This window comes from Bdellovibrionales bacterium (assembly GCA_019750295.1).
In the GTDB taxonomy this organism is placed as follows: Bacteria; Bdellovibrionota; Bdellovibrionia; order Bdellovibrionales; family JAGQZY01; genus JAIEOS01.
In genome coordinates, this window is sequence record JAIEOS010000002.1 from 102,977 (window position 1) to 124,975 (window position 21,999).

The following is a 21,999-nucleotide window of genomic DNA, read 5'->3' on the forward strand; positions in this document are numbered from 1 at the left end:
ACATGAGGTTTGTTGATCTAGGAGGTCATATGGCATTAAGCAAAGCTCAAAACGAGCAAATCATTAAAAAGTTCCAACGTGCAGATTTAGATACGGGCAGCTCTGAAGTTCAGGTCGCTCTTCTCACGTTCCAAATTAAAACTCTTTCGGAACATTTCAAAAAACACCCTAAAGATAACCACGGAACTGTGGGCCTCGTAAAGATGGTCAATCGTCGCCGTCGTCTTTTGGATTATCTTAAACGCACCGACAACAAAAAATATCTCTCTCTCATCGCTGACTTGGAAATTCGTAAGTAATTTTTTACTTTCGTTCGCTTCAGTTAACTAGAGAATCATCACAGGAGTTAGTAGATGAAACAAACAGTAACCACAACCCTAGCGGGGCAGCAGATCACGATCGAAACCGGTCGCATGGCGAAACAGGCCGATGGATCCGTTCTCGTGACTTGCGGAAACAACGTCGTGCTGGTCACGGCCGTTTCCTCGCCCAATGAATCCACTATGGATTTCTTTCCGCTGACGGTGGAGTACGTTGAAAAATTTTATGCCTCTGGAAAATTTCCAGGCGGCTTCTTTAAGCGCGAAGCTAAACCCACTAACGATGCGACACTCACTGCACGTTTAATCGATCGCCCGATTCGCCCGTCCTTCCCTGAAGGCTATCGATACGAAACGCAAGTGGTCGCGACAGTCATGAGTTATGACGGTCAGTATCCGGTGGAAATGCTCGCCAATTTAGGAGCCTCGGCAGCCCTTCACATCAGTAACATTCCGTTCAACGGTCCTACCGCAGCGATTCAGATCGCTCGCGAGAACGGTAAATTCATCATCAACCCCACTCCTGAGCAACTCGAAGCTTCGGACATGGATGTGGTCGTTGCGGGAACACGCAACGGGATCTTGATGGTGGAAGGTGAAGCGCGTTTGATTTCGGAAGCGGATTTCTTAGAGGCGATCAAGTTTGGTCACGCTCAAATGAAGCCCCTTTTTGATATGCAAGATGAACTTCGCACGAAATCTGGAAGTACTCCTAAACGCGAATTTAAACCATTTGTTGTAGACGGGGAATTCCGTGCTCTCGCCGAAAAAGCGTTAACGGCTAAAATCACAGATGCTTTAGAGACGCGCACCAAAAACGAGCGTTACGCAAAATACACTCAAATCAAAAAGCAAGCGATGGAAGAGCTGATCACTCAGCAAAACTTCCCTAAAGATATTCTCGATCTTCGCAAAAAAGAGTTGGGTATCATTATCGAAGATCTTAAGTACAAGATCTCTCGCGCCAACATTCTTGATAAAGGCGTTCGTATCGACGGTCGTGATTTAACGACAGTCCGTCCGATTGCTTGCGAGATTGGTTTACTTCCTCGTGTGCACGGTTCTGGTCTTTTCACTCGTGGAGAAACCCAAGTTCTTGGAACTGTGACTCTCGGAACGGGCGATGATGAGCAAACCATCGACGGATTAAAAGCGACCTACAAAAAGCGCTTCCTCCTCCATTACAATTTCCCTCCGTACTCTGTGGGTGAAGTGGGTCGTATGGGTGGACAAAGCCGTCGTGAGATTGGCCACGGAAATCTTGCGGAGCGTGCTCTTAAGCCGATGCTTCCTGACCATACAAAGTTCCCTTACACTCTTCGTATCGTGAGCGAAGTTCTTGAATCCAACGGTTCAAGCTCTATGGGAACCGTTTGCTCTTCAACCTTAGCCATGTTGGATGCCGGTGTTCCTATTAAGGCGCCTGTAGCCGGGATTGCGATGGGTCTTATTGCCGAAGGCAGTAAAACCGCCGTTTTGACGGACATCTTAGGTGATGAAGATCATCTTGGAGATATGGACTTTAAAGTCGCCGGCACTCGTGAAGGTGTGACTGCGGTTCAAATGGATATCAAAATTGACAGCATCAGCTTCGACATTATGGAGAAAGCTCTTAAACAAGCTCATATCGGTCGTCTCCACATTCTTGACAAGATGGATGCGGTGATTTCATCTCCGAAGGGCCAACTCTCTCCATTTGCTCCAGTGATTCAAACGATCCAGATCAAGCCCGACAAGGTGAGAGAAGTGATCGGTGCTGGTGGTAAAGTGATCAAGAGCATCATCGAAGAGACTGGCGTTAAGATTGATATCGAAGATGATGGAAAGATCCATATTGCTTCGACAGATCCTGCGAAAGCAAAACGTGCGATTGAGATCATCGAATCTATTTGTGCGGAAGCCGAAGTGGGCCGAGTTTATCCAGGAAAAGTGATGAAGGTTGTCGAGTTCGGAGCTTTCGTTGAAATTCTTCCGGGAACTCAAGGTTTACTCCATATCTCAGAGATCGCTCATGATCGCGTTCGCAATGTCACCGACTTCTTAAAAGAAGGCGACAAAGTGGATGTAAAAGTGTTGGAAGTCGATCGTTCCGGTCGCGTAAAACTGTCTCGCAAAGCGATCCTCAAAGAGGGCGAAGCTTAAGCGGCGGCGCTCAGTGAGGAGCCACCGCAAATGAACAAGCCGGTCTTTAATAAAACAGTTCTAGATAATGGCATCCGTGTTCTTACGGAAGCCCACCCGGCCACACGATGTGTGGTCGTTGGTTTTTGGTTAGATCGCGGCACTCGCGATGAGCCTCACAAATTAATGGGCGTGTCTCATTTGATAGAGCACCTTGTTTTTAAAGGGACCCAAAAGCTTAATTCTTTAGAGATTGCCAAAAAGATCGAAGCGGTCGGCGGTGAGATCAATGCCTTCACCTCTAAAGAGCACACCTGTTTCCACACAACTACGCTCAAAGAAGATCTTGAGCTCAGTATAGATATTCTCTCGCAACTTTTTTGCGAAGCCCAGTTCTCTAAAGAAGATTTTGAAAAAGAAAAAAATGTGGTCGTCCAAGAGATACTGATGTCGAAAGACGATATTGAAGATTCGGTCTTCGAATCCTATTTTATCGAGGCCTACAAAGACAATTCGCTCGGTTGGCCGATCCTAGGTCAGCCAAAGATTCTTGATAAAATCACGCGTAAAGATGTTATGAACTGGTATGCGGAAGCTTATCTCCCGGAGAATCTGATCGTGAGTGTGGCCGGAGCCATTGATCATAAAAATGTCGTCCAGCTCGTTGAAAAATATTTATCTCATCTTCAGCGACAACATCGCCCGGAACAGCGTCAAACTCCAAAGTGGTCAACTTGGAAGAAGTTTTCGACCCGCGAGAGCGAACAGACTCATGTGGTTATGGGGTTGCCAACGCTCCCGTATTCGGCCGAGGAGCGCTTTGATGCCTTTGTCTTTAATGCGTGCTTAGGTGGTGGAATGACCTCTCGTCTTTATCAGACGGTGCGCGAGGATAAAGGCTGGGCTTATTCTATATTTAGTATGCTCAACACCTTCGGCGATTGTGGCGCCCTTATGATTTATGCGGCGACAGACAAGAAACTCTATCGCAAAGTGATCGAGGCGATTTACAAGGATCTGGAACACCTCAAAAAAAATAAAATTTCATCGTCTGAAGTTGAGTTTTATAAAAAGCAAGTTCGCGGACAGCTTTTGATTGCCGCGGAAGACATCGACAGTCGGATGCATTCGCTGGCGATTAACGAAATGGTTTTCGGTAAATATCGTTCGGTGGAATCTGTGATCCAAGAGATGGATAAGGTGACAACGACATCGGTAGAGAAATATATAAAAGACTGGGTCAATCCAGAGAACATGAATTTGTACATGATGGGCGACTTAGATAAGTCGAAGACTAAAAAATGGTTGGAGGGGTTATGAAAAAAATCGGTTTAAAAGTAAGAACCTGGGAGCACTTTAAAGGTGAACTTCCTAAGTACGAAAGCGTCTTGGCCAGTGGTTTTGATGTTCGAGCACAAGTGGCAGCACCTATGACTTTAGCTCCTGGTGCCTCGTGCATGGTGCCTACGGGTCTTAGTTTTGAGATTCCTGCAGGTTTCGAAATTCAGGTGCGTCCCCGTAGTGGATTAGCGGCAAAAAAAGGTGTAACGGTCCTTAATACGCCGGGCACCGTCGACGCGGATTATCGAGGCGAAGTAAAAATTATTCTCATCAATCTCGGCCAAGAGCCATTTGTGATTCAAGATCAGGATCGTGTGGCGCAGATGGTATTAGCGCCAGTGCTTCAAGCGGAATTGGAGTTGGTGACAGAACTTTCGGACACGCAACGCGGATTTGGTGGGTTTGGAAGCACCGGAGTGTCGACGTAATGGCCGATAAATCGCAGTCTCCACGGGGACTAGATCCCGAAATTCTAAAAAAAATGAAGGAGGGTGGACTTAAGCTCACCCAGTCTCGCATTAAAATTTTAGAACTTCTCGCGGAAAAAGAGACGGCGATGACGCCTTCGGAAATTTTCGCACTCCTCACAAAACGATCGAAGTCGGGAGACGTCGATCGCGTCACTGTCTATCGTATACTCGAAAAGTTTAAGGAATTGGGAGTCGTGCATACGGTGGACAGTAATAAATATGTCTACTGTCTTCATCAGGCCTGCAAACACGACAATCATTTTATTCTCATTTGTAACTCCTGCCGCCAAGTTCAAGAGGTGGGTGGAGAGTCCAAACATACCGAGGCTCTCGCTAAGTTTCTTAAAAAAGAAGAGGGCTTTAAACTCGAAACTCAATCGATGGTTCTGAACGGGCTATGTTCCCAATGTTCTTAAAGCGCCGACAGAATTTAATCATTGTTGGGATTATTTTAGTTCTCATGATCATTTATTTCCTACAGCGGAAAAGCGAAGAGCCGATTTCGGAGCAAGCCTTAACTGTCGAGGAACAAGTGGTTCCCGAAACTCAAGGACAACCCCTAGGACTTAAACCGAAAGTTGTCGAGAGCCCCTCGGCCTCAAGCCCCGTCGGCATTGTTAAAACAGAAGAACCAGAGCCCGAAGACGTGAAACGCGCCCGAACTTTAGCTAAAATGACATTGAGTTCAATGTACACGGCGCAAAAGGCTTATCACTCCGAGTTTGGACGATATACAACGGACCTGAAGATGGCGGGCTGGATGCCGGCAGAAAAAGAAATCGTTTATAAGGCGGGATTTGTTAAAGCCTATTGGGCCGATCCCGAATCCGAATTTGAGATCGACGAAGAAGATCCCCGATTTATGGACTCCGACACCTTTGCGGGCTTTACCGTACCTAGTGAAGTTCCCAACGAGCCACCGTCATTCTACTCGGTCAGTGAAAAGGTCAAGTCATCGCGGCTCGGAGACTATCAACAGCACTGCAAAAACGGTTGCACGGCAGGCCCCGATCACTTTGAGATACTTTTGGTGATGCCCCTTCAGGATGAGAAACACGTCGATGTTTGGCTGATCAATAATAAAAAAGAACTCGTCCTGGTCCAAGATGGACGAAAAAATCCGACTCCCTAGGTTGAAGTTTTTACACGAGTGTGGCTTTCCCTTTACCAAATATAATGCGCTGAGTAAAAGGCTCTTAACGGAGTATTGAATGACGAAAATGATTCTTTCATTGGCCTTAATTTTTGGTTTAACCGCAACTTCTCACGCGCAGTTTGGACCTCCTCGCCTATCTCCCAGCCCACTCGGCGCCGCTTTTGGTGGGGCTCCTGGGTTTTCAAGTCATGGTTGTAATCCTCAATTGGATCCCCACACTTTCGAGTGCCATACCCTCGCATTTAACGGTCAAAGCGAGTTCCCTCTCGTCGAGCTCAATACCGTGCAAGGGGAATGGTTCGCGGTGACCTACGCGATTCGTGGCTCCAACAGTGGCGCTGGATTTTTCATGGACAAGAATCAGTTTAGACCGTCTCAGCCCGGCCGTGGAGTTTTTAATCTCACCACTCACGGACAAGTGGGATCTATCGTTGGAAATCTTTTTATTAGCGGTAACCGCGCCACGTTTCAGAACTGGCAAGGTTCAGTGATGACATCCACTCCAGGGACATTCGTATTTTTAGATTCCGCGACGATCCAGTTCAATGCCATTGATCATATGGGGATCCAGCACGCGTTCCAATGCCGTGATTTTATTCGTCGAGGGAACCATCATTTGACCTGTCGTTGGTTAGTTTTGCGCCAGGGCCAATGGGACTTCGTTGGATATTTTGGATTTCTCCAAGCTCATGTTTGGGAACAGTTCGCCGCTGGGCGGGCGGGTCGCGGACGTCATTAGTCGTTAAGAGATTCCTGAATCTCACTTTCGAGCTCGTCTAAACTCTTTGGACGTAGCTCTCCGGATTGAAGAAAAATAAAATTATAAATCCAGAATAAAAAACAGAGGAAAAAGGAAACGCTCACCGCCGTGAGTACCATTTTCTTTTCTATTTTTAAATTCTCCGTAAGCCCAATCGTCAGTAGCACACAGCTTAAAATCAGGCCGAAGATAAATAGCGGCGGGTAGTAAATGGATGCGATGAAGAATAAAGAGCCCGGGAGATAGGCAAAAAAGAAGATGCTCACAATATGCAAAAAAGGAAAAACCTTCTGCAGCCAGAACTGAAGCACATAATAGGTAAAAAGACTGACGAGTAAGAGCATCACGCACCCAAAGATAGGGGTGATAATCACGTTGGCGAGAAATCCTAACCAACTTAGACTGTAAAACGATCTGAGAATTCCCACGATCAGATTCAGAGCGAAGAGAGTGATCACCATGATCTCAATATCGATCTGTGGTGCGGTTTTTATCTCTTGAATCGGGTGGGAGAAGTATTTCGGAAGATAGTCTTTAAGGAAGTTAATGTCTTTGCGGAGGCTCTCTTTTGAGATTTCAAACATGGAGCTCCCCCTTTGGTCAGATTATAGATGGTAATTAAGACGGACCGCAAGGTCGATCACGTTTTTGCCATCCTCTTGATCCCGTAATGAACGGTGGTAGGAAACATCGCCGGCAATACTCATGCTTGAGGTGATTCGTCGCTCAAGTCCGATCAAAAACATAAAGTTGGGAGTGTTGTACTGGACGCGGTTGCCATTAGAGTCTTGTGCATCGAGGAAGCGAGTGGAAAGGCCCGCGCCCAAGTTGAGCAGGGCAAAGTTCATGGGTTCTTTGTGAGCGATACGAGCCTCAAACTGATGGAGAGAGACTTCATTTTGCGAAACGTTTTGATTCTTAAAGAATTTAGCAAGACCCTCTACGTAGAGCTGTTGGGCGATCAAGGGTACGGCTAGACCTAACATTAACCCCTGGCTATTCACAGTTCCTAGGTTGTTCAGTCGGTAGCTGCTGCTGTTGTTCACCCCACCTAACATCACGTGAAAGTGCTCCTGGGGGAGAGTCGTGGAAACCTGAGTCCTGAGCTGGTCGCTGCGCTCCCGGGAGAGACGGTTTACGATTTGTTCATAACTTTCGTACTGTTTCTCAGCAGCAAGCGATGAAAACGACGAAAAAAGAAGTACACTGATAAATATAGATTTCATGCTCTTATGTTAACAACCTTGGTGGGCGATTCCCATCGAAAATGGCATGAGACTGTCTAGAGGTAGAGTCGAGTATGGCGAAGAGAAAAGAAGTGTATTGTGGGTTTTGTCGGTTGCCCCATAAGGTCTACACGCAAAAGCATATCTCGTGGCTCGAGGTCGGGGGTTTTGCGCTCCTCTCGGGGATTGTCTCTTTCTTGGTGTGGCGTGAGTTCCATCCCGCAAGCCTGACTATTTTTATCGTTGGGTCATTGTGGGCCGAGTTTGTCATCCGATATCGCTGGCGCCAGTCCGTGAAATGTAAAAACTGCGGCTTCGACCCGATCGTTTATAAACGAAGCCCAGCACAAGCGGCGGATCTCGTGCAGGCCTTTCTCGACAATCGCAAAGTGGACCCGTCGTTTCTGTTAAAGCCTCAGCCCAAACTTCCCCCTCCGCGCAAGGCCTCCTCCCAAGACAAGGGCCGCCGTTTTGACGCCCGCTATTAGGAAAAGGAAAAGGGACGTCGGTAAGGGTTCGTCGTTCAAGTCCCAGACGCAAAAAGTCGTAAAGCAATTGGTGCTTTACGACTTTTTGCGTCTGGGACTTGAACGGCGTACCTTTTAAGACGCGGATCACCTATAACGGGGGAATGGAAATCAAGATCTTAGACCCTCAAGTGATCGATCAGATTGCCGCCGGAGAAGTGGTGGAAAGGCCTTCGCATCTCGTGAAGGAGTTGATCGAAAACAGTCTTGATGCCGGTGCCACCAAAGTCGAAGTGGAAGTGGATCAGGGTGGTAAAAAAGTTAAGATTATTGATAACGGGAAAGGGATCTATAAGGGCGATCTTCCTTTAGTTTGCGCTCGGCATGCGACCAGTAAAATTTCGGAGCTCGATGATTTGTGGAAGCTCTCAACCTATGGTTTTCGCGGTGAGGCCTTGGCCAGTATCGCTTCCGTCAGCCGCTTAAAGATCACCTCTCGCCGTCGTGGCGAAAGCACCGCCTATAGCTACATCAATAATTTTGGAACTTCGAGCGAGGCCATGATCAGCGGTGGGGACGAAGGCACAACTATCGAGATTGATGAGCTGTTTGCCAACGTTCCGGCCCGTCTCAAATTTTTAAAGTCCGATTCGGCCGAAGTGGTCCAAATAAAAAACGTAGTGAAGGCGCAAGCTTTATCCTATCCGCAGGTCGACTTTAAGTTGCGGGTGAAGAATGAAGTCGTGTTTTTTTATAAAAAGACCGACTCGCTTTTAAAACGCGCCCAAGATATTTTTGATTCTAACGATCTCTTCACGACGTCCAATGACTACCAAGGTTACAAAGTTGAAGTTGTTTATTCCAGTCCCAATACCACGGCCAAGGTGAATAAAAATCTTTGGTGTTTTGTGCAGAATCGCTGGGTGCAGGATCGCACAATGATGGCCGCGGTGATGGAAGCCTATCGGAATCTTCTCATGCACGGGGAGTACCCTTACGCATTGATCAAGGTGCAGGTGCCGCCGGAAGATGTCGATGTGAATATTCATCCGACGAAGTCGCAAGTGAAGTTTAAGGACAACTCCTTTATTTTTAAAATTGTTCAAAGCACCTTGTGTGCATCCTTGGAGACCGCTCCTTGGATCGAAAAGATGGGAGTGGCCGAGAGGCAAGCCAACAGCGAGTCCTTTCGGTTAGAAATCGGTCCTGAACCTATGAACACGTCCTTCGCCTCTCAAGAGTTTGAGCGAGTCCAGTATGCCAAGCGACACATTCCCACGGAACAGTCCGAGTTTCCGAAGATTTCTGATCTTCGAGCCCTAGCTCAGGCGCGCGAGACAGCGCCGGTGGGAGCGATGAGTTTGAGTGAGACGCCTTCGACCATGGGAAGCTGGAGCGAATCGACTCCGGTGGAAACGCGGGAAAGTTTTTGGTCTCGTCTGCAAGTATTGGGGCAAGCTCATCTCACCTATATTTTGGCCGAAGGTTCGCAAGCCTTATACATGGTGGATCAGCACGCGGCTCACGAGCGTGTGCTTTTCGAAAAGCTCATGGAGCAGTGGAAAAATAAGCAGTTCGAAATTCAGAATTATCTTTTACCCTTATCCATCGAAATGGAGCCCGATCAGTTGGAGCTTATTATGGCTCTTAAAAATGATTTCTCAGATTTAGGATTAGAGATTGAACAGGGCGGCCCCCAAACCCTTTTGGTCACGGCGGCCTTAAATTTTATTACGGAAAAAGCCATCAGTAAAAGTTTACTCAAAATGGCCGAGGATTTACGTTTGAAGGGCGGGAGCTTCTCGTTTCAAGCGCAAGTGGGTGATCTGTTTGCCACGATGGCCTGCCATACTGCCGTACGCGCCGGTCAGCCGATGTCCCGCGAGCAGATGGTGTCTTTACTTGAGCAAATGGATGACTTCGCGCTTTCGAGCTATTGTCCTCATGGACGTAACGTTTATGTGGAGATGAGTTACGGAAGTATCGAAAAAAATTTCGGAAGAAAACTTTAATGAAAAAGATCGTGCTTGTGTTGGGTCCTACGGCCTCTGGAAAATCCAGTTTAGCTTTGCAGATCGCCCAGGAGACAGTGTCTCCGATTGTCAACGCCGACAGTATTCAAATCTATAAAGGCCTTGAGATCGGTTCTTCGGCGCCCACGGTTCAAGATCAAGCGCAAGTTCCTCACTTTTTGTATGGCTTCGTTGAAAAAGGCATCACATATACGGCGGCCCATTACTTGCGAGCGGTGAGAGAACTCTTTGAGTCCCATCCTCAGCAATTGCAGTGGATTCTTTGCGGGGGGAGCGGTTTTTATCTTCAAGCGATTTTGAAGGGGATGGTGCCGGTTTCGGAGGCCTCCCCGGAAATCAAAAGCACCGTGGAGAAGTTCATCTCTGATCAAGGATGGGAGGCCGCTCATCGACTAGTGGTGGAAACTCACGGAGATAAAATTCATTTTAATGATCACTACCGCATTCAAAGAGCTTTAGAGGTGCGTGAGGTCCGTAAGCAAAATCCAGCGCCGCAAGTTTCAGAGGACCTTGAAAGCCCACTTAAGGATTTCAAAACTTTTAAAATCGGATTGCGTGCGGATAAAGAAGTCCTGCGCCCGCGGGTCGTGAAACGAATTGAAGGGATGATTCGGCAAGGATTTATCGAAGAGGTTCAAAGTCTAATTCAAGAAGGGTTCACGGACTGGGCTCCCATGCAAAGTATTGGATATTTTGAAGTCATGGAGCATTTAGCAGGACGTATCTCCAGAGACGAACTTGTTGAAAAAATCACCATCTCGACCATGCAGCTCATTAAAAAACAGATGACCTGGTTTAAGCGCGATCCAGACATCCAGTGGTTTACGCTCGGGGAAGAGGCGAAGGCGTTGTCCATTGCTAAAACCTGGCTCTTGCCTTGACTCTGTTTTGCCTTAATACCAATATACTAAAATGTATAGCATGACAGGTTTCGGTCACACTCAAGTGAAAATCGGTGGTGTCCAGATTGATATCACGATTAAGACCGTGAACAGTCGTTATCTCGACGTAAAACCGCATCTTCCTAAAAAATATTTATCCATCGAAAACGAAATCGTAAAAATCACTAAAGAGTTCTTTCGTCGTGGCAGTTGCGACATTTACATTCAGCGTGCGGAAACTCACTCCCAAGATAGTCTGGAAATTTTTTTCCAAATGAGTGTGGCCGAGGACTGGATGAAGCAGATGCGTGCCGCTCTTAAGCAACTTAAAGTGGATGCACCCATCACCGTGCAAGATGTGCTTTCGATTCCGAGTTTTGTTCAAGTGAAAGAAAACAACGCCATCTCGCCTCAAGAAAAAAAGGCCTTTTTTAAGGAATTTAAAAAAGCGGTCGAACTTTGCGCGGAAGAACGTTTGCGCGAAGGGAAGCAACTTATTAAACAATGCTTGCACTACGTTGACACCCTCTCGGAGCTCTCTCAAAAAATGCAAAGCATGCGCGGAGAGTTTACGGCGAGTGCTAAAGAAAATCTCGAGAGCCGATTGCAGACAGTGTTAAGCTCTAAGGGGATCACTTTAGATTCGGGGCGATTGATGCAAGAAGTAGCCATTCTGATTGAGCGCACAGATATTGAAGAAGAGTTAGTGCGACTTCAAGAGCACATCATTCACGTCAAAAAACTTCTTCAGGAAAAAAAAGAAAGTATCGGAAAAAAACTCGATTTTTATGCGCAAGAGCTTTTGCGTGAAGTGAACACCATGGGCTCTAAGTGCTCCTCAGCAAAAATTACGGAACTTGTGGTTTCGGCAAAAAACACCATCGAACAATTGCGAGAGCAGATACAGAATTTAGAATGAAGAAAACGAAGATGATCATCATTTCGGCGCCCAGTGGGGCTGGTAAATCCAGCTTTCTCGATCGCATATTGCGAGAGGTTCCGGTTCTTCTCGATACGGTCACCTATACCACTCGCGAAATGCGCTCCGGGGAGAGCGAAGGCAATCCCTACCACTTCGTGACGAGGGAGCGCTTCCACGAGCTGGTCCGCGAGGGCTTTTTCGTCGAGTGGGCCCCCGTCCATGACAACTTTTATGGCACCCCGCTTCATCAGATCGAAGAGGGCATGGCCGCGGGCCGGGTTGTCATCATGGATGTGGACGTCAAAGGGGCGGAGACCTTTAAAAGCAAATACCCTAAAGTTTCGGCCTCTATTTTTATCCTTCCCCCTTCTGTGGAGGAGCTTAAAAAGCGAATATTAGGCCGAGATAAGAAGCCTCCCGCCGACCTGGAAACTCGACTCCAGAACGTTCAGATCGAGATGAACCACGCCGGAAAGTTCGATTATCAGGTCATCAATGACAACTTTGAGGCCTCTTACGCCGAATTCAAGCAGATCATTCTCAAGCTCATTGAGGGCTAAGACCTTAAAAAACAGGGTATTTTAAAGTTTTTAGTCCACTTTAGAGGGCATTTGCGCTAGTTTGATGCGTCGGAGGAATTGAATTATGGCTCGAGTCACCGTTGAAGATTGCCTGGAAAGATTAAATAATCGTTTCGCTTTGGTGTTGCTTGTATCGAAAAGAGCGAAGCAAATTCTTAAAGGTAGCGAACCTGTCGTTAGCCGCAAAGAGAACAAGTATGTTGTCACGGCTTTGCGCGAAGTTGCTGAAGGTCTAGTTCGATATGACGTGGATCCCAGCGTATTTTCTCAAGATATCGAAGCCGATCTTAATAAGAAGAAGCTCGATTCCTAAACAAAGACACACGTCAAAGGTGTGTAGATCACACCTTTGTTTGACGGTGGGCCTGGCTCTCTCTAAAATCGAAGTTTACCTATGAACGGTCCAACCATCGATCTCTCCGAAATTGATAACCTCAAAAATAAGATTTTATCTTACTTTCCTAACGCCGATATCGAATTCATTAAAAAAGCTTTTATCTTCTCGCGCGAGGCCCACAGTGGTCAGTTTCGTCGAAGCGGCGAGGCCTATATCTTCCATCCGATTGGTGTCGCAGAAATTTTGGCGGACCTCAAATTGGATCTGGCCACCATTGCCACAGGACTTTTACATGACACCGTTGAGGATACGGGTGTCACCCTAGATCAGATCGAAAAAGAATTTGGTCCGACCGTCCGCCAGCTTGTCGATGGCGTCACGAAGATCTCTCAAATGTCTTTTAGAGACACCCACGAAAAGCAGGGCGAGAATATTCGAAAGATGATCGTCGCCATGGGAAAAGACATGCGTGTGATTCTTGTTAAACTTGCCGATCGTCTTCACAACATGCGCACACTCAATCACATGCCGTTCGAAAAGCAAACGCGCATTGGCCTAGAGACCTTAGACATCTATGCTCCGTTGGCGAGTCGACTGGGGATCAACTCCATAAAAATCGAACTTGAGGATCTAGCGTTTCGTTACACCAATCCTGAGATGTATTATTCTTTGGCTCAAAAAGTTTCTAAAAAGAAGAAAGAGCGCGAGAAGTACATCGAAGACGTCAAGCAAAACTTGATTGATGATCTTTCTAAGCGCATGAAAGCGAACTTCCGCGTGCAAGGTCGATCGAAGCATCTGTATTCAATCTTTAAAAAGATGACGATGGATGGGGTCGACTACGAACATGTTTACGACGTGCTCGCTTTTCGTGTCGTGGTCGAGAGTATGCCTCAGTGTTACGAAGTCCTTGGCCATATTCATTCGATGTGGAAGCCGATCCCGGGTCGATTTAAAGATTACATCGCCATGCCTAAAGTGAACCAATATCAGAGTTTACACACTTCGGTGATTGGACCTGGTGGGGAACGCATCGAGATTCAGATTCGTACCGAAGAAATGCATTTGATTGCGGAGCGCGGGATTGCCGCTCACTGGAGCTACAAAGAAGGCGGTAAGGTCAATCCGGGGACGCTTCAGCAGATGGGGTGGCTTCAAGATTTAGTAAACCAGCATCAAGTCTCTACGGATTCTGGGGAATTTTTAGAAAACATCAAGACCGATCTTTTTGAAACTCAGATTTATGTTTTTACTCCCAAGGGAGAGGTGAAAGAACTTCCCGAAGGCGCCACGGCGGTGGATTTTGCATTTGCCGTTCATACTGACGTGGGAATTCATTGCGTGGGCGCGCGGATCAACGGAAAGCAGGTTCCGTTGAAGGCGGTTCTGCGCAACGGGGACACGGTGGAAGTCACAACGTCTAAGCTCCGTGGACCCTCCAAAGACTGGCTCAAATTTTGTAAAACTTCAAAAGCGAAATCGAGAATTCGCGCCTATATCCAAAATGAAGAGCGCGTAAAGTCGAGACAGTTGGGTGAAGAACTCCTCGAAAAAGAATTTAGAAAGCACGGCTATAATTTATTAAAAACGTTAAAGCCCGAAATGGTTCAGAATATCGAGAGCCTTAAGCGAACAGGCGCCAATGATCTCGATGATCTCTTTGTTCGAGTGGGTTACGGAAAGCTGCTCCCTAAGCAGATTCTCGAAGCGTTAGATCTCCGCAAGAAAGATGTTGTCGTTGAAGAAGACAAAGAGGGCTTTTTTCAAAAGATTTATAAATCCGCTGTTAAAAAAGACAAAAAGAAAAGTCGATCTCTCATCACGGTGGATGGACTAGATGACGTCCTCGTTCGTTTTGGAAAGTGTTGCAATCCCATCCCCGGAGATCCGATCCGAGGATTTATTACACTCGGTCGTGGAATTACGATTCATAAGTCGGACTGCCAAAAAGTCTTCACCTTCGATTCGAATCGTGAGGTGGAAGTGGAATGGACTGTGAAGTCGGCGCCGGATGGTGTGGAACGGATCGCGCGTGTTCGGGTGATTAGTGGAGACACTCCGGGACTTCTTAAATCGATGAGTGAAGCTTTCGCCTCTTTAGGGATGAACATCCACAACGCTCAAGTTCGAGTGACTAAAGACGGACGTGCCGTCTGTTTATTTGATGTGGCCGTCAAAGACACTCACCAGCTCAACATCGCCATTCAAAATTTACAGAAAATTAAAGGCATTCTCGGTGTGAGCCGAGTGACTCAAGTCTAAAGCTGTCCGTAGACGATGTGATGCTGGCGTCGAACATACTGTTCGAGTTGGCGTCCGTAGGTTTCCACTCTCTGAGCAGAGCTGAGCCAAGTCGATCGGATTTCGGGTTGGCTGAAGTGAGGTCTTAACGTCGAAAGAAGTTCTTCCTTAGTTTTATGCCACTTTTGAAGATAAAGATTGAGGTTCGTTTCGGTCATGTGACTCGACTCTAAAAAATCGACATTTGTAATTCTGTCTTTAGGCAGCTGAAGAGCCAGTTCCGTTAATGTCAGTTCGATCACGATTTCATGCACATAATTAAAATCCAAATCGCGAAAAACCAGATCGACGTAAGCTTTAATTTGCCCCGAGAACTCCTCCATTCGGGTTGAATCCGACGAAGCGAGGACTTGTCGAGACACTCGCTCTAAGTTTTCCCGAGCCTCCCCCAGTTGTTTAGGGGTCGGAGCGGTGAATCGGCGGTGAGGCTGGCTCAGTCGAGATTTACCCACCAGATGATGAGAAAACTCATGCCACAAATGCCAGGGACGAACGGTGTCCGTCACAAGAATGGCGGTGTGCTTTAACTCTTGAGCACGATCGGTCTCGACAAAGGAAAAGATGGTGAGTCCCATCAGTGGACCCCCACGTTCCTTTTGATTCCAATAATTTTGTCGATCAGCCGTCGCGACAGAGAGGCGCGAAAACTCATTATTGGTCGATGTTTGAGCGCGCGGAATCTTTTCGAGAGTCACATTGTCCTGAAGTTTGACGAAGCAAGTGCTGTCGTTTTGCGAATAGGTCATCAGTTAAATTAACGCCTTTTGATCAAAATCCACATCGGTCGCCTCTGGGATGAGGCTGGCTGTCAGATTCAGCGGCTCTAAGGGTTGCGAAAGTGAACAGCCGGGCGAGCTGGAGTTGGCCGACTTCACGCAGCCAGCGAAAATGAGTGAGAGAAAGAGGAGATGATAACGAATGCGCATGTGGCTTTTGCATATCGCGATTTATCAAGTGAGGCAAAGCGCTTCGTCGCACAGAAAAGATTTTCATAGTCATTGCCGAATAAAAGTCGGGTTTAAGTGTAAAAAATTTTGGACTGTCAAATCTTTGATCACCCACGAATTTAGAAACAAAATTAAAACGACTACTGATCACAAAGAGGCACGCCGGCATACGAGTAGGCGTTTCGAACCAGTTTGGAGAAGTTGATCACGCGTCCGCCAGAGATATTGATGTTAGTAGAGTCCGTGGAGGCCTTGATGATGTCTTCGATAGTTCCGGGATTGTAGCTGACGTTATGTTGTTTAAAGAATTGAATCAAGAGAGCGGCGGCGCCAGCGATCACAGGTGCGGCCTGTGAGGTTCCGGCAAGTCTCTGATAGAGTCCGGAGCGCGATAGGGAATAAATCCCGCTGATTTGGCCCAGCTTTGATGAGTCGAGGGATCCCACGGCGGCGATCTCTACGTTGGATCCATAATTGGAAAAGTTAGAAATTTTAATGATGTCGTTGGAGGCACTGACATCGTCGATCGATCCGACGGTGATGGCCCCATTGATTTGGGCTCCGACAAGGGCTGGTGAGACCTCAACGTCAACGCCCAAGTTACTTCCATGATTTCCGGCCGCCATGACGACGACGATTCCTGCATTGACGGCCGAGATCACGGCGCTCTCCACGGAGGGGAGACGAGCCTGAGATTCAATACTTATATTTAAGACATCGACGCCGACACTGATGGCTTGCTGAATCCCGGTGGTGAGGCTTAACTCGGACCCAGAATTGATATCGATGACTTTGATGGCGTAAACTTTGGAGTTAAAACCAGCAGTTCCAATAATACCCAATGCGTTGTTGGAGGTCGCGGCCGCGGTGCCCGCCGTGTGGCTTCCGTGTCCATCGTTGTCGTAGGGTTCAGTCCCCGGAGAGAGCACATTGTATCCACAACCGACCTCTAAATTCGCGACGATATCCTGGTGGTTGCAGTCCACTCCGGTGTCTGCAAAAGCGATTTTTACGTTGGCAGTGGATGTTTTGGACAAGTATTGGTAGGCGTGATCATAATTCATCAAACTCAATTGTGTCTGTTTTGCGCGAGAGGCATCATTCGTGGCAGGGAGATCTAGGCTCGAAGTCGAGATCACACCCGGAGACGAAACTCCGACGATACATTCATCGAGATCCGCCTGAGCTCGCAGTTGTGAGAGAGTCAGGCTCTCGTTCACCACGTACTTCATGGCGCGGACGGGATGATCGTGAAGGTCTAGATCATTTTGCAGCAGTATCTTCTGCGTGAGCACCCCTGCATTCGTTTTCGCACAGGATCGATCTACTAAGACTGAAAGTGTTTCTCCATTGAGTTCGGGATCCGAAGCCTTGGTGCTCATTGGTATCGCTTCGAGCTGAACTTTGTTGTTCGCAAACGGGGATTCGATGGGCGCTGCTTTTTGTGAGGCTTTAGAGAATCGAGCCACTGTCGGTCTGTAGGCGTTGTCACAAATATTTTTAGGTGAAGAAGAGACTCGGCTCGCCATGCCTTTCAATTCATTATTTAAAGATTTGAGTTCGCCACAGGAAACATACGTTGCCGATATGAATACCGGGCAAAGTATTAAAAATGCGGCAGCATGCGCGAGCTTACGTGAATATTTCATACGTCTGAGTTCGTGGATTTTTTAGAATTCCCCTCAGATTCAGTATAGCTAAGAGGGTATTGATGCACAATTGAATTGACCTTAAAGGCCAAGTTGAATTCAAATGTGTTTTATTATGAGACGGCAATGAAAAAGGCTCCATCAAGACCTCCAATTTTAATCTCAGGAAGCGACGAAATCGTCACCTTACAGGCAGCTGCGGAACGGCAGGGTCGAGGTGCAATGGGAGAGACCGCTCTTTCAGTGATCAAGAAGTCTGCGCTATTGATTCAGGATGGAATCATTAAATGGGTTGGGAATAAAAAAAAGTTGCCTCGGGAGTTTAGAAAAGCAAAAGAGATTAGCGTATCTGGAAATCTCTTTCCTGGTTTTATTGATTGCCACACCCATACGATTTTTCATGGCAATCGCGCTCACGAATTCGAAATGCGAAATCGCGGCGTCACTTACCAGGAGATTGCTCATCAGGGCGGTGGTATCGCGTTTACGGTGAAGCAGACCCGAGGTGCATCAGATGCGGACCTCAAACGAAGTTTAATCTCTCGTTTAGACTACTTTATTAAGCAAGGGGTCACCACCGTCGAAATTAAAAGCGGGTATGGTTTGAGTCCTTCTTCGGAAATACGTTTACTCAAAATTCTTAAGAGCACCAAGCATTCCGTTGAAATTGTTCCGACCTATTTAGGAGCGCATTCCATTCCTCCCGAATATAAGGATGCTAAATCTTATATCAGCCATGTCAAAAATCAATTGAGTGAAATCAAAAGTAAAAAACTGGCGGAGCGAGTAGATATCTTTGTGGAAAAGGGATATTTTTCGAAAGAACTCGCAGAAGACTACCTTCACTTTGCTAAGGATTTAGGATTTAAAATCACCGTTCATGCCGATCAACTGAGCTTGAGTGGTGGGGCGGAGATCGCGGTCGCCGTCGATGCCGTTTCGGCCGATCATTTAATTCGTGTGGAGGAAGCGCAGATTAAAAAGCTGAGTCAGTCGGAAACCACCTGCGTGCTTTTACCGGCGGCAGATTTTTATACTCATTGCCCGTATCCACCGGCGCGGAAAATGTTAGAACACAATTGTCGAATTGCTCTAGCTAGTGATTTCAACCCAGGAACTTCGCCCACACAGAATCTCCAGTTTGTGGGATTACTGGCGCGGACCATGATGCAAATGTCATTGCCCGAAGTTTTTACCGCGATGACGGTAGGGGCGGCCCACGCATTGTCTCAGCAGGATCGTTTAGGATCCCTGACAGAAAACAAACAAGCTGACTTTTTTGTTTCGGAAAGAAGCTGGGATCAATTCTTTTATGATCTTTCACCCACTCCAATAAAAACCGTTTGGAAACGTGGCGTGCCTCTAAAAACCATTTAAAAAAATCACCTAGACCCTACGAAAATTTGCTATTGCTTTCTTTTTTTGACTGTGATCACGTTAGAGCTGGGGAGAACAATGCAAGAATTTTTACTTACTCAATCTTCATATTACAGTCACCTGTTTAACACCGCGATTTTCTTCGATCCATTTCGGATTTATTTTAACAATTCCTTTGAGAGCGTGGCTTTGGATTTGTACTATCATGTGCAAAAGCATTTTGCCGGGAAGATCAATTCTCCGGTGCGCCACTATTATATTCTAATGTATCCGGATGCGAGCCAGTACACTCAAAGCTTCGCGCGCGCCAATGATCAAGTGACTGTAGTTCATGAGGGTCATGATATAATTATTGGCATCAGAAATGCAGAAACTCTCAGCGACTTTCAATCAGTGCTTCACGCGATTGAGTTAGCGTCGAGCAATCCTCTTTCGAGCACAAAAGATTTGATATAGGACGTCGTCCGGCGATGGGGAATCGTAATGGATTTTACGGTGCTCCCCTTATCCGTCGTGTAGATAATTTCGTAATTTGAGGAATCTTTGCTCACCAAAGAAATCATCAGCGTTCCGCTGGATGTTTTCTCTGGGATCTGGAGCTGACCGTTAAACTGGGTGTGAATCACAAATTTATCGAGTTTGAGAGCTTGGTCTTGAGATAAATCTATTAATTTTTGTGTGGCGAGGCCCTGGGTGACCGCGTCCCAAATTTCTATTTTTTTAAACTGATCGAATTTTTCAAACGTTCGCTGATATATTTCTTTTTGGGAATGGCCGACAAAATATTTACTCGTGAGCTCTTCGTATTTGAGAAACGCGCTGCGGATTTCGTCAGTGAGTTCGGACGTCCACAATTTAACTTCAACATAGGGCGCAGATAAACGGTATCCAAAATCCTTGTGAAAGGCATAGGCCTTAAAGAATTCCTCGGTCATATGTGCGATATCCGATTCTGCCGCGCACAACATCAACCACGTCGTAAGATGTCTGGTCCGTTGTGGGGCTAACTTTAAGAGTTCGGGGTGGATGTGATCATTCCAAACGGCTTCAATCTCCCGAGGAGGACCGGGGAGTGTCCAGAAGCGCTTCGTCCCAATAGAGAGTGTGAACGCTGGAGCCACTCCAAAATTGTTTTCTAACACTTGAGCGCCCTCTGGGATCATGGCCTGGCGTCGGTGGCCTTCTTTCACTTCTAAGCCTCGACTTTTAATTTTCGTTTCTATATTCACCCACGCGGGTTGGTCGAGGACCAAGGGTTTACCGGCAACCTCTGCGATAATATCTCTGGTGAAGTCGTCGCTGGTGGGCCCTAATCCTCCGCTGACGAAAATGAAATCGGCATGCTCCATGGCTTTGGTGAGAGCCATGATCATCAGCTCTCGCTCGTCGGGGACAGAGAGATGGAGGACGGAGTTAAGATTGAGCGCTTCCAGCTTTTTTGAAAGCCAAGAGGAGTTTCGGTTAACGATTTGACCGTCTGTGATTTCTGTTCCAATGGTGACTATAGCGCTCTTCATGGGGTCATATTAGACTCAAAGTGCGAGGAAATACAACCGCCTGCTGGGGTGCTTTAGAGGGTATTAGCGTGCAAAAGAGTTGTTGATGCGTTCGAGAGTTTTTAAATTGCCCTGACGACGCTGATCGAGCTCGTTCATTTCTTTTTCGATCTCCACCTTTTGCGTCGCAGTTATATTTTCTTTTTTGAGCTCTTGCTGAATGTTTTCGATGCGAGAGGTGATTTGTGTCGTTTCTTTTTCTACAAGAAACACGCGGAGGCCTCGCTGGTAACCTTTAAGAAATTCGTCCTCGTACTTCTCGGGACAAGTTTTGCTGTAAGGCTGACCGGCTTTTGCGGCGAGAAACCCGTGATTTTCTGTACAAAAAAGAGATAAGCCGTGATTCCATCCATCCGTGTATTGCTGAATTTCAAGGCCCGACATCTTTGCACAATCTCGAGCTGTCATTGTCCAATTGTTAGAAGGTTGGCCTTGCATGCCGTCTTGGCGGCCGCGCTCGAACCAGTTGATTTCCGCGCAGGAGGGCTTTTTCGCGACCATGGGAGTTGTACAGCCGGTGGACAGTGCAAAGAGTAAGAGAGCTGTAACTAAACGAATTATCTGCAAATTATTCCTCGTGAAAAATTTACCTCGTTCTAACGAGAAATGACGCGATTGTCTACAGTTGAGTCAGTGATTTGAAAAGCTTTCATGATGGATTGTCGAGGGTCGCTCTCGAAGTCCAGCTGAGTGTTATAGTTCGGCGTTACGGTGAGAGAAAACGGTTTTGCAACGTCCTGAATTTTCTCGAGCCACTTTTTCCACGTCCAAGTCTCGTAGTTGGTGGAAAACAAAATAACTCCGTTGGGTTTTAAACATTTTGCCATCAGGGAAATCAGCTCTGCGTAATCCGACTCGATCTTAAAAATTTTATTTTTGTTGCGACTAAACGAGGGAGGGTCGCAAACGATCAAGTCATAAGCTTCGTTTTTCTTAATGGCCCATCTTAAATAGTCGAAACTGTCCATGTCGTAAAACCGAAAACGATCTCGTGAAATAACAAAATGATTGAGCTCAAAATTCTTTTTACTCCACTCAATGTATTTAGGACTGAGATCCACAGAAACCACTTCGCTCGCTCCCCCTTGAGCAGCGTTGAGACTAAAGCCCGCCGTGTAGCAAAACAGATTGAGAGCTTTTTTATCTTTCGCGTTTTCTTGAATCCACTGCCTTTGGCTGCGTTGATCTAAAAATAGTCCTGGAGATATCCCTTGGTCCCGATAAAACAAATAACGAATATTATTCTCGTGAGCGATCCACGATTCTGCTGGGAGCGAGCTTGGAAACTTCTTTTTCTCGCTGGTATTTTTGGAGTGAAAAGTCAGAGCATAATGGCGGGCGCCGGTGCATTCTAACAAAGTTTGAATTTCGTTTTCGGTGGGGATTCCGTCTGTGGAATCGCTCCACCAGCCCAGTTGCAAAACCTCTCCTAGAAGATCCGCACGCAATGGCGTTCCCTCGTCATGGATCACGCGGAGGCATTGTTCTCCATTGAATTTTTCAGGATAGAGTTTTTTGCGTCTCTCGATGGACAAAATCCAACTGGGCAAAAAG

The 21,999-nt window shown here is 46.8% G+C and carries 24 protein-coding genes; 16 read left to right on the forward strand and 8 right to left on the reverse strand.

Going from position 1 to position 21,999, the window contains the following annotated elements; all coding sequences use genetic code 11:
• Positions 1 to 29 precede the first annotated feature (29 nt).
• From rpsO to K2Q26_00540, 7 genes are all read left to right on the forward strand, one after another.
• On the forward strand, positions 30 to 299 hold the full coding sequence (rpsO, locus tag K2Q26_00510; protein ID MBY0313973.1) for a 30S ribosomal protein S15: 270 nt from the start codon (positions 30 to 32) through the stop codon (positions 297 to 299).
• Between the two features lie 54 nt (positions 300 to 353).
• Positions 354 to 2,462: a polyribonucleotide nucleotidyltransferase gene (gene pnp, locus K2Q26_00515; GenBank protein ID MBY0313974.1), complete on the forward strand. Its 2,109-nt coding sequence runs from the start codon at positions 354 to 356 to the stop codon at positions 2,460 to 2,462.
• 30 nt (positions 2,463 to 2,492) lie between these two features.
• Positions 2,493 to 3,761: an insulinase family protein gene (locus K2Q26_00520; protein MBY0313975.1), complete on the forward strand. Its 1,269-nt coding sequence runs from the start codon at positions 2,493 to 2,495 to the stop codon at positions 3,759 to 3,761.
• Positions 3,758 to 4,210, forward strand: a complete 453-nt coding sequence (gene dut, locus K2Q26_00525; GenBank protein ID MBY0313976.1) for a dUTP diphosphatase — start codon at positions 3,758 to 3,760, stop codon at positions 4,208 to 4,210. The genes K2Q26_00520 and dut overlap by 4 nt, the downstream gene beginning before the upstream one ends.
• Positions 4,210 to 4,668, forward strand: a complete 459-nt coding sequence (locus tag K2Q26_00530) for a transcriptional repressor (GenBank protein ID MBY0313977.1) — start codon at positions 4,210 to 4,212, stop codon at positions 4,666 to 4,668. Before dut ends, K2Q26_00530 begins: the two co-directional genes overlap by 1 nt.
• Positions 4,650 to 5,384, forward strand: coding sequence for a hypothetical protein (locus K2Q26_00535; protein MBY0313978.1), 735 nt, complete (start codon positions 4,650 to 4,652; stop codon positions 5,382 to 5,384). Before K2Q26_00530 ends, K2Q26_00535 begins: the two co-directional genes overlap by 19 nt.
• 79 nt (positions 5,385 to 5,463) lie before the next feature.
• Positions 5,464 to 6,147 carry a hypothetical protein gene (locus tag K2Q26_00540; protein MBY0313979.1) on the forward strand — a complete coding sequence of 228 codons (684 nt, stop codon included), beginning with the start codon at positions 5,464 to 5,466 and terminating at the stop codon, positions 6,145 to 6,147.
• Here K2Q26_00540 and K2Q26_00545 read toward each other — a convergent pair.
• Both K2Q26_00545 and K2Q26_00550 read right to left on the reverse strand, forming a co-directional pair.
• Positions 6,144 to 6,752 (reverse strand): hypothetical protein, encoded by a 609-nt coding sequence (locus tag K2Q26_00545; GenBank protein ID MBY0313980.1) that lies wholly within the window; start codon positions 6,750 to 6,752, stop codon positions 6,144 to 6,146. The genes K2Q26_00540 and K2Q26_00545 overlap by 4 nt on opposite strands.
• A 21-nt stretch (positions 6,753 to 6,773) precedes the next feature.
• Entirely contained in the window at positions 6,774 to 7,394 is a 621-nt protein-coding gene (locus tag K2Q26_00550; GenBank protein MBY0313981.1) for a hypothetical protein, read from the reverse strand.
• A 74-nt stretch (positions 7,395 to 7,468) separates the two neighbouring features.
• Between K2Q26_00550 and K2Q26_00555 the strand changes: the two genes are divergently transcribed.
• From K2Q26_00555 to K2Q26_00585, 7 genes are all read left to right on the forward strand, one after another.
• The gene (locus K2Q26_00555) at positions 7,469 to 7,882 is read left to right on the forward strand and encodes a hypothetical protein (protein MBY0313982.1); all 414 of its coding nucleotides are present in this window, start codon (positions 7,469 to 7,471) and stop codon (positions 7,880 to 7,882) included.
• A gap of 143 nt (positions 7,883 to 8,025) precedes the next feature.
• Entirely contained in the window at positions 8,026 to 9,873 is a 1,848-nt protein-coding gene (gene mutL, locus K2Q26_00560; protein MBY0313983.1) for a DNA mismatch repair endonuclease MutL, read from the forward strand.
• A complete protein-coding gene (gene miaA, locus K2Q26_00565; GenBank protein MBY0313984.1) occupies positions 9,873 to 10,775 on the forward strand; it encodes a tRNA (adenosine(37)-N6)-dimethylallyltransferase MiaA in 903 nt (300 codons plus the stop codon). The genes mutL and miaA overlap by 1 nt, the downstream gene beginning before the upstream one ends.
• 31 nt (positions 10,776 to 10,806) lie before the next feature.
• The gene (locus tag K2Q26_00570; GenBank protein ID MBY0313985.1) at positions 10,807 to 11,694 is read left to right on the forward strand and encodes a YicC family protein; all 888 of its coding nucleotides are present in this window, start codon (positions 10,807 to 10,809) and stop codon (positions 11,692 to 11,694) included.
• Positions 11,691 to 12,257, forward strand: a complete 567-nt coding sequence (gene gmk / locus K2Q26_00575) for a guanylate kinase (protein ID MBY0313986.1) — start codon at positions 11,691 to 11,693, stop codon at positions 12,255 to 12,257. Before K2Q26_00570 ends, gmk begins: the two co-directional genes overlap by 4 nt.
• Positions 12,258 to 12,342: 85 nt before the next feature.
• Positions 12,343 to 12,591 (forward strand): DNA-directed RNA polymerase subunit omega, encoded by a 249-nt coding sequence (gene rpoZ / locus K2Q26_00580; protein MBY0313987.1) that lies wholly within the window; start codon positions 12,343 to 12,345, stop codon positions 12,589 to 12,591.
• A gap of 81 nt (positions 12,592 to 12,672) precedes the next feature.
• Complete coding sequence (locus K2Q26_00585) at positions 12,673 to 14,877, forward strand: bifunctional (p)ppGpp synthetase/guanosine-3',5'-bis(diphosphate) 3'-pyrophosphohydrolase (protein MBY0313988.1); 2,205 nt, start codon at positions 12,673 to 12,675, stop codon at positions 14,875 to 14,877.
• On the opposite strand, the gene K2Q26_00590 is transcribed toward K2Q26_00585, so the two are convergent.
• The 3 genes from K2Q26_00590 to K2Q26_00600 form a co-directional block, all read right to left on the reverse strand.
• Positions 14,874 to 15,662 (reverse strand): hypothetical protein, encoded by a 789-nt coding sequence (locus tag K2Q26_00590; protein ID MBY0313989.1) that lies wholly within the window; start codon positions 15,660 to 15,662, stop codon positions 14,874 to 14,876. The genes K2Q26_00585 and K2Q26_00590 overlap by 4 nt on opposite strands.
• A 3-nt stretch (positions 15,663 to 15,665) precedes the next feature.
• Positions 15,666 to 15,842 (reverse strand): hypothetical protein, encoded by a 177-nt coding sequence (locus K2Q26_00595; GenBank protein MBY0313990.1) that lies wholly within the window; start codon positions 15,840 to 15,842, stop codon positions 15,666 to 15,668.
• 161 nt (positions 15,843 to 16,003) lie between these two features.
• Entirely contained in the window at positions 16,004 to 17,512 is a 1,509-nt protein-coding gene (locus K2Q26_00600) for a S8 family serine peptidase (protein MBY0313991.1), read from the reverse strand.
• Between the two features lie 126 nt (positions 17,513 to 17,638).
• On the opposite strand from K2Q26_00600, the gene hutI reads away from it, so the two are divergent.
• On the forward strand, positions 17,639 to 18,889 hold the full coding sequence (gene hutI, locus K2Q26_00605) for an imidazolonepropionase (protein ID MBY0313992.1): 1,251 nt from the start codon (positions 17,639 to 17,641) through the stop codon (positions 18,887 to 18,889).
• 78 nt (positions 18,890 to 18,967) lie between these two features.
• Positions 18,968 to 19,345 carry a hypothetical protein gene (locus K2Q26_00610; protein MBY0313993.1) on the forward strand — a complete coding sequence of 126 codons (378 nt, stop codon included), beginning with the start codon at positions 18,968 to 18,970 and terminating at the stop codon, positions 19,343 to 19,345.
• Here the strand turns inward: K2Q26_00610 and K2Q26_00615 are convergent.
• The 3 genes from K2Q26_00615 to K2Q26_00625 all read right to left on the reverse strand — a co-directional run bounded on the left by K2Q26_00615 (position 19,288) and on the right by K2Q26_00625 (position 21,980).
• On the reverse strand, positions 19,288 to 20,406 hold the full coding sequence (locus tag K2Q26_00615) for a competence/damage-inducible protein A (GenBank protein ID MBY0313994.1): 1,119 nt from the start codon (positions 20,404 to 20,406) through the stop codon (positions 19,288 to 19,290). The two genes, K2Q26_00610 and K2Q26_00615, sit on opposite strands and share 58 nt — an antisense overlap.
• A 63-nt stretch (positions 20,407 to 20,469) precedes the next feature.
• Entirely contained in the window at positions 20,470 to 21,012 is a 543-nt protein-coding gene (locus K2Q26_00620; protein MBY0313995.1) for a DUF2799 domain-containing protein, read from the reverse strand.
• 29 nt (positions 21,013 to 21,041) lie between these two features.
• Positions 21,042 to 21,980: a class I SAM-dependent methyltransferase gene (locus K2Q26_00625; GenBank protein MBY0313996.1), complete on the reverse strand. Its 939-nt coding sequence runs from the start codon at positions 21,978 to 21,980 to the stop codon at positions 21,042 to 21,044.
• Positions 21,981 to 21,999: the final 19 nt, after the last annotated feature.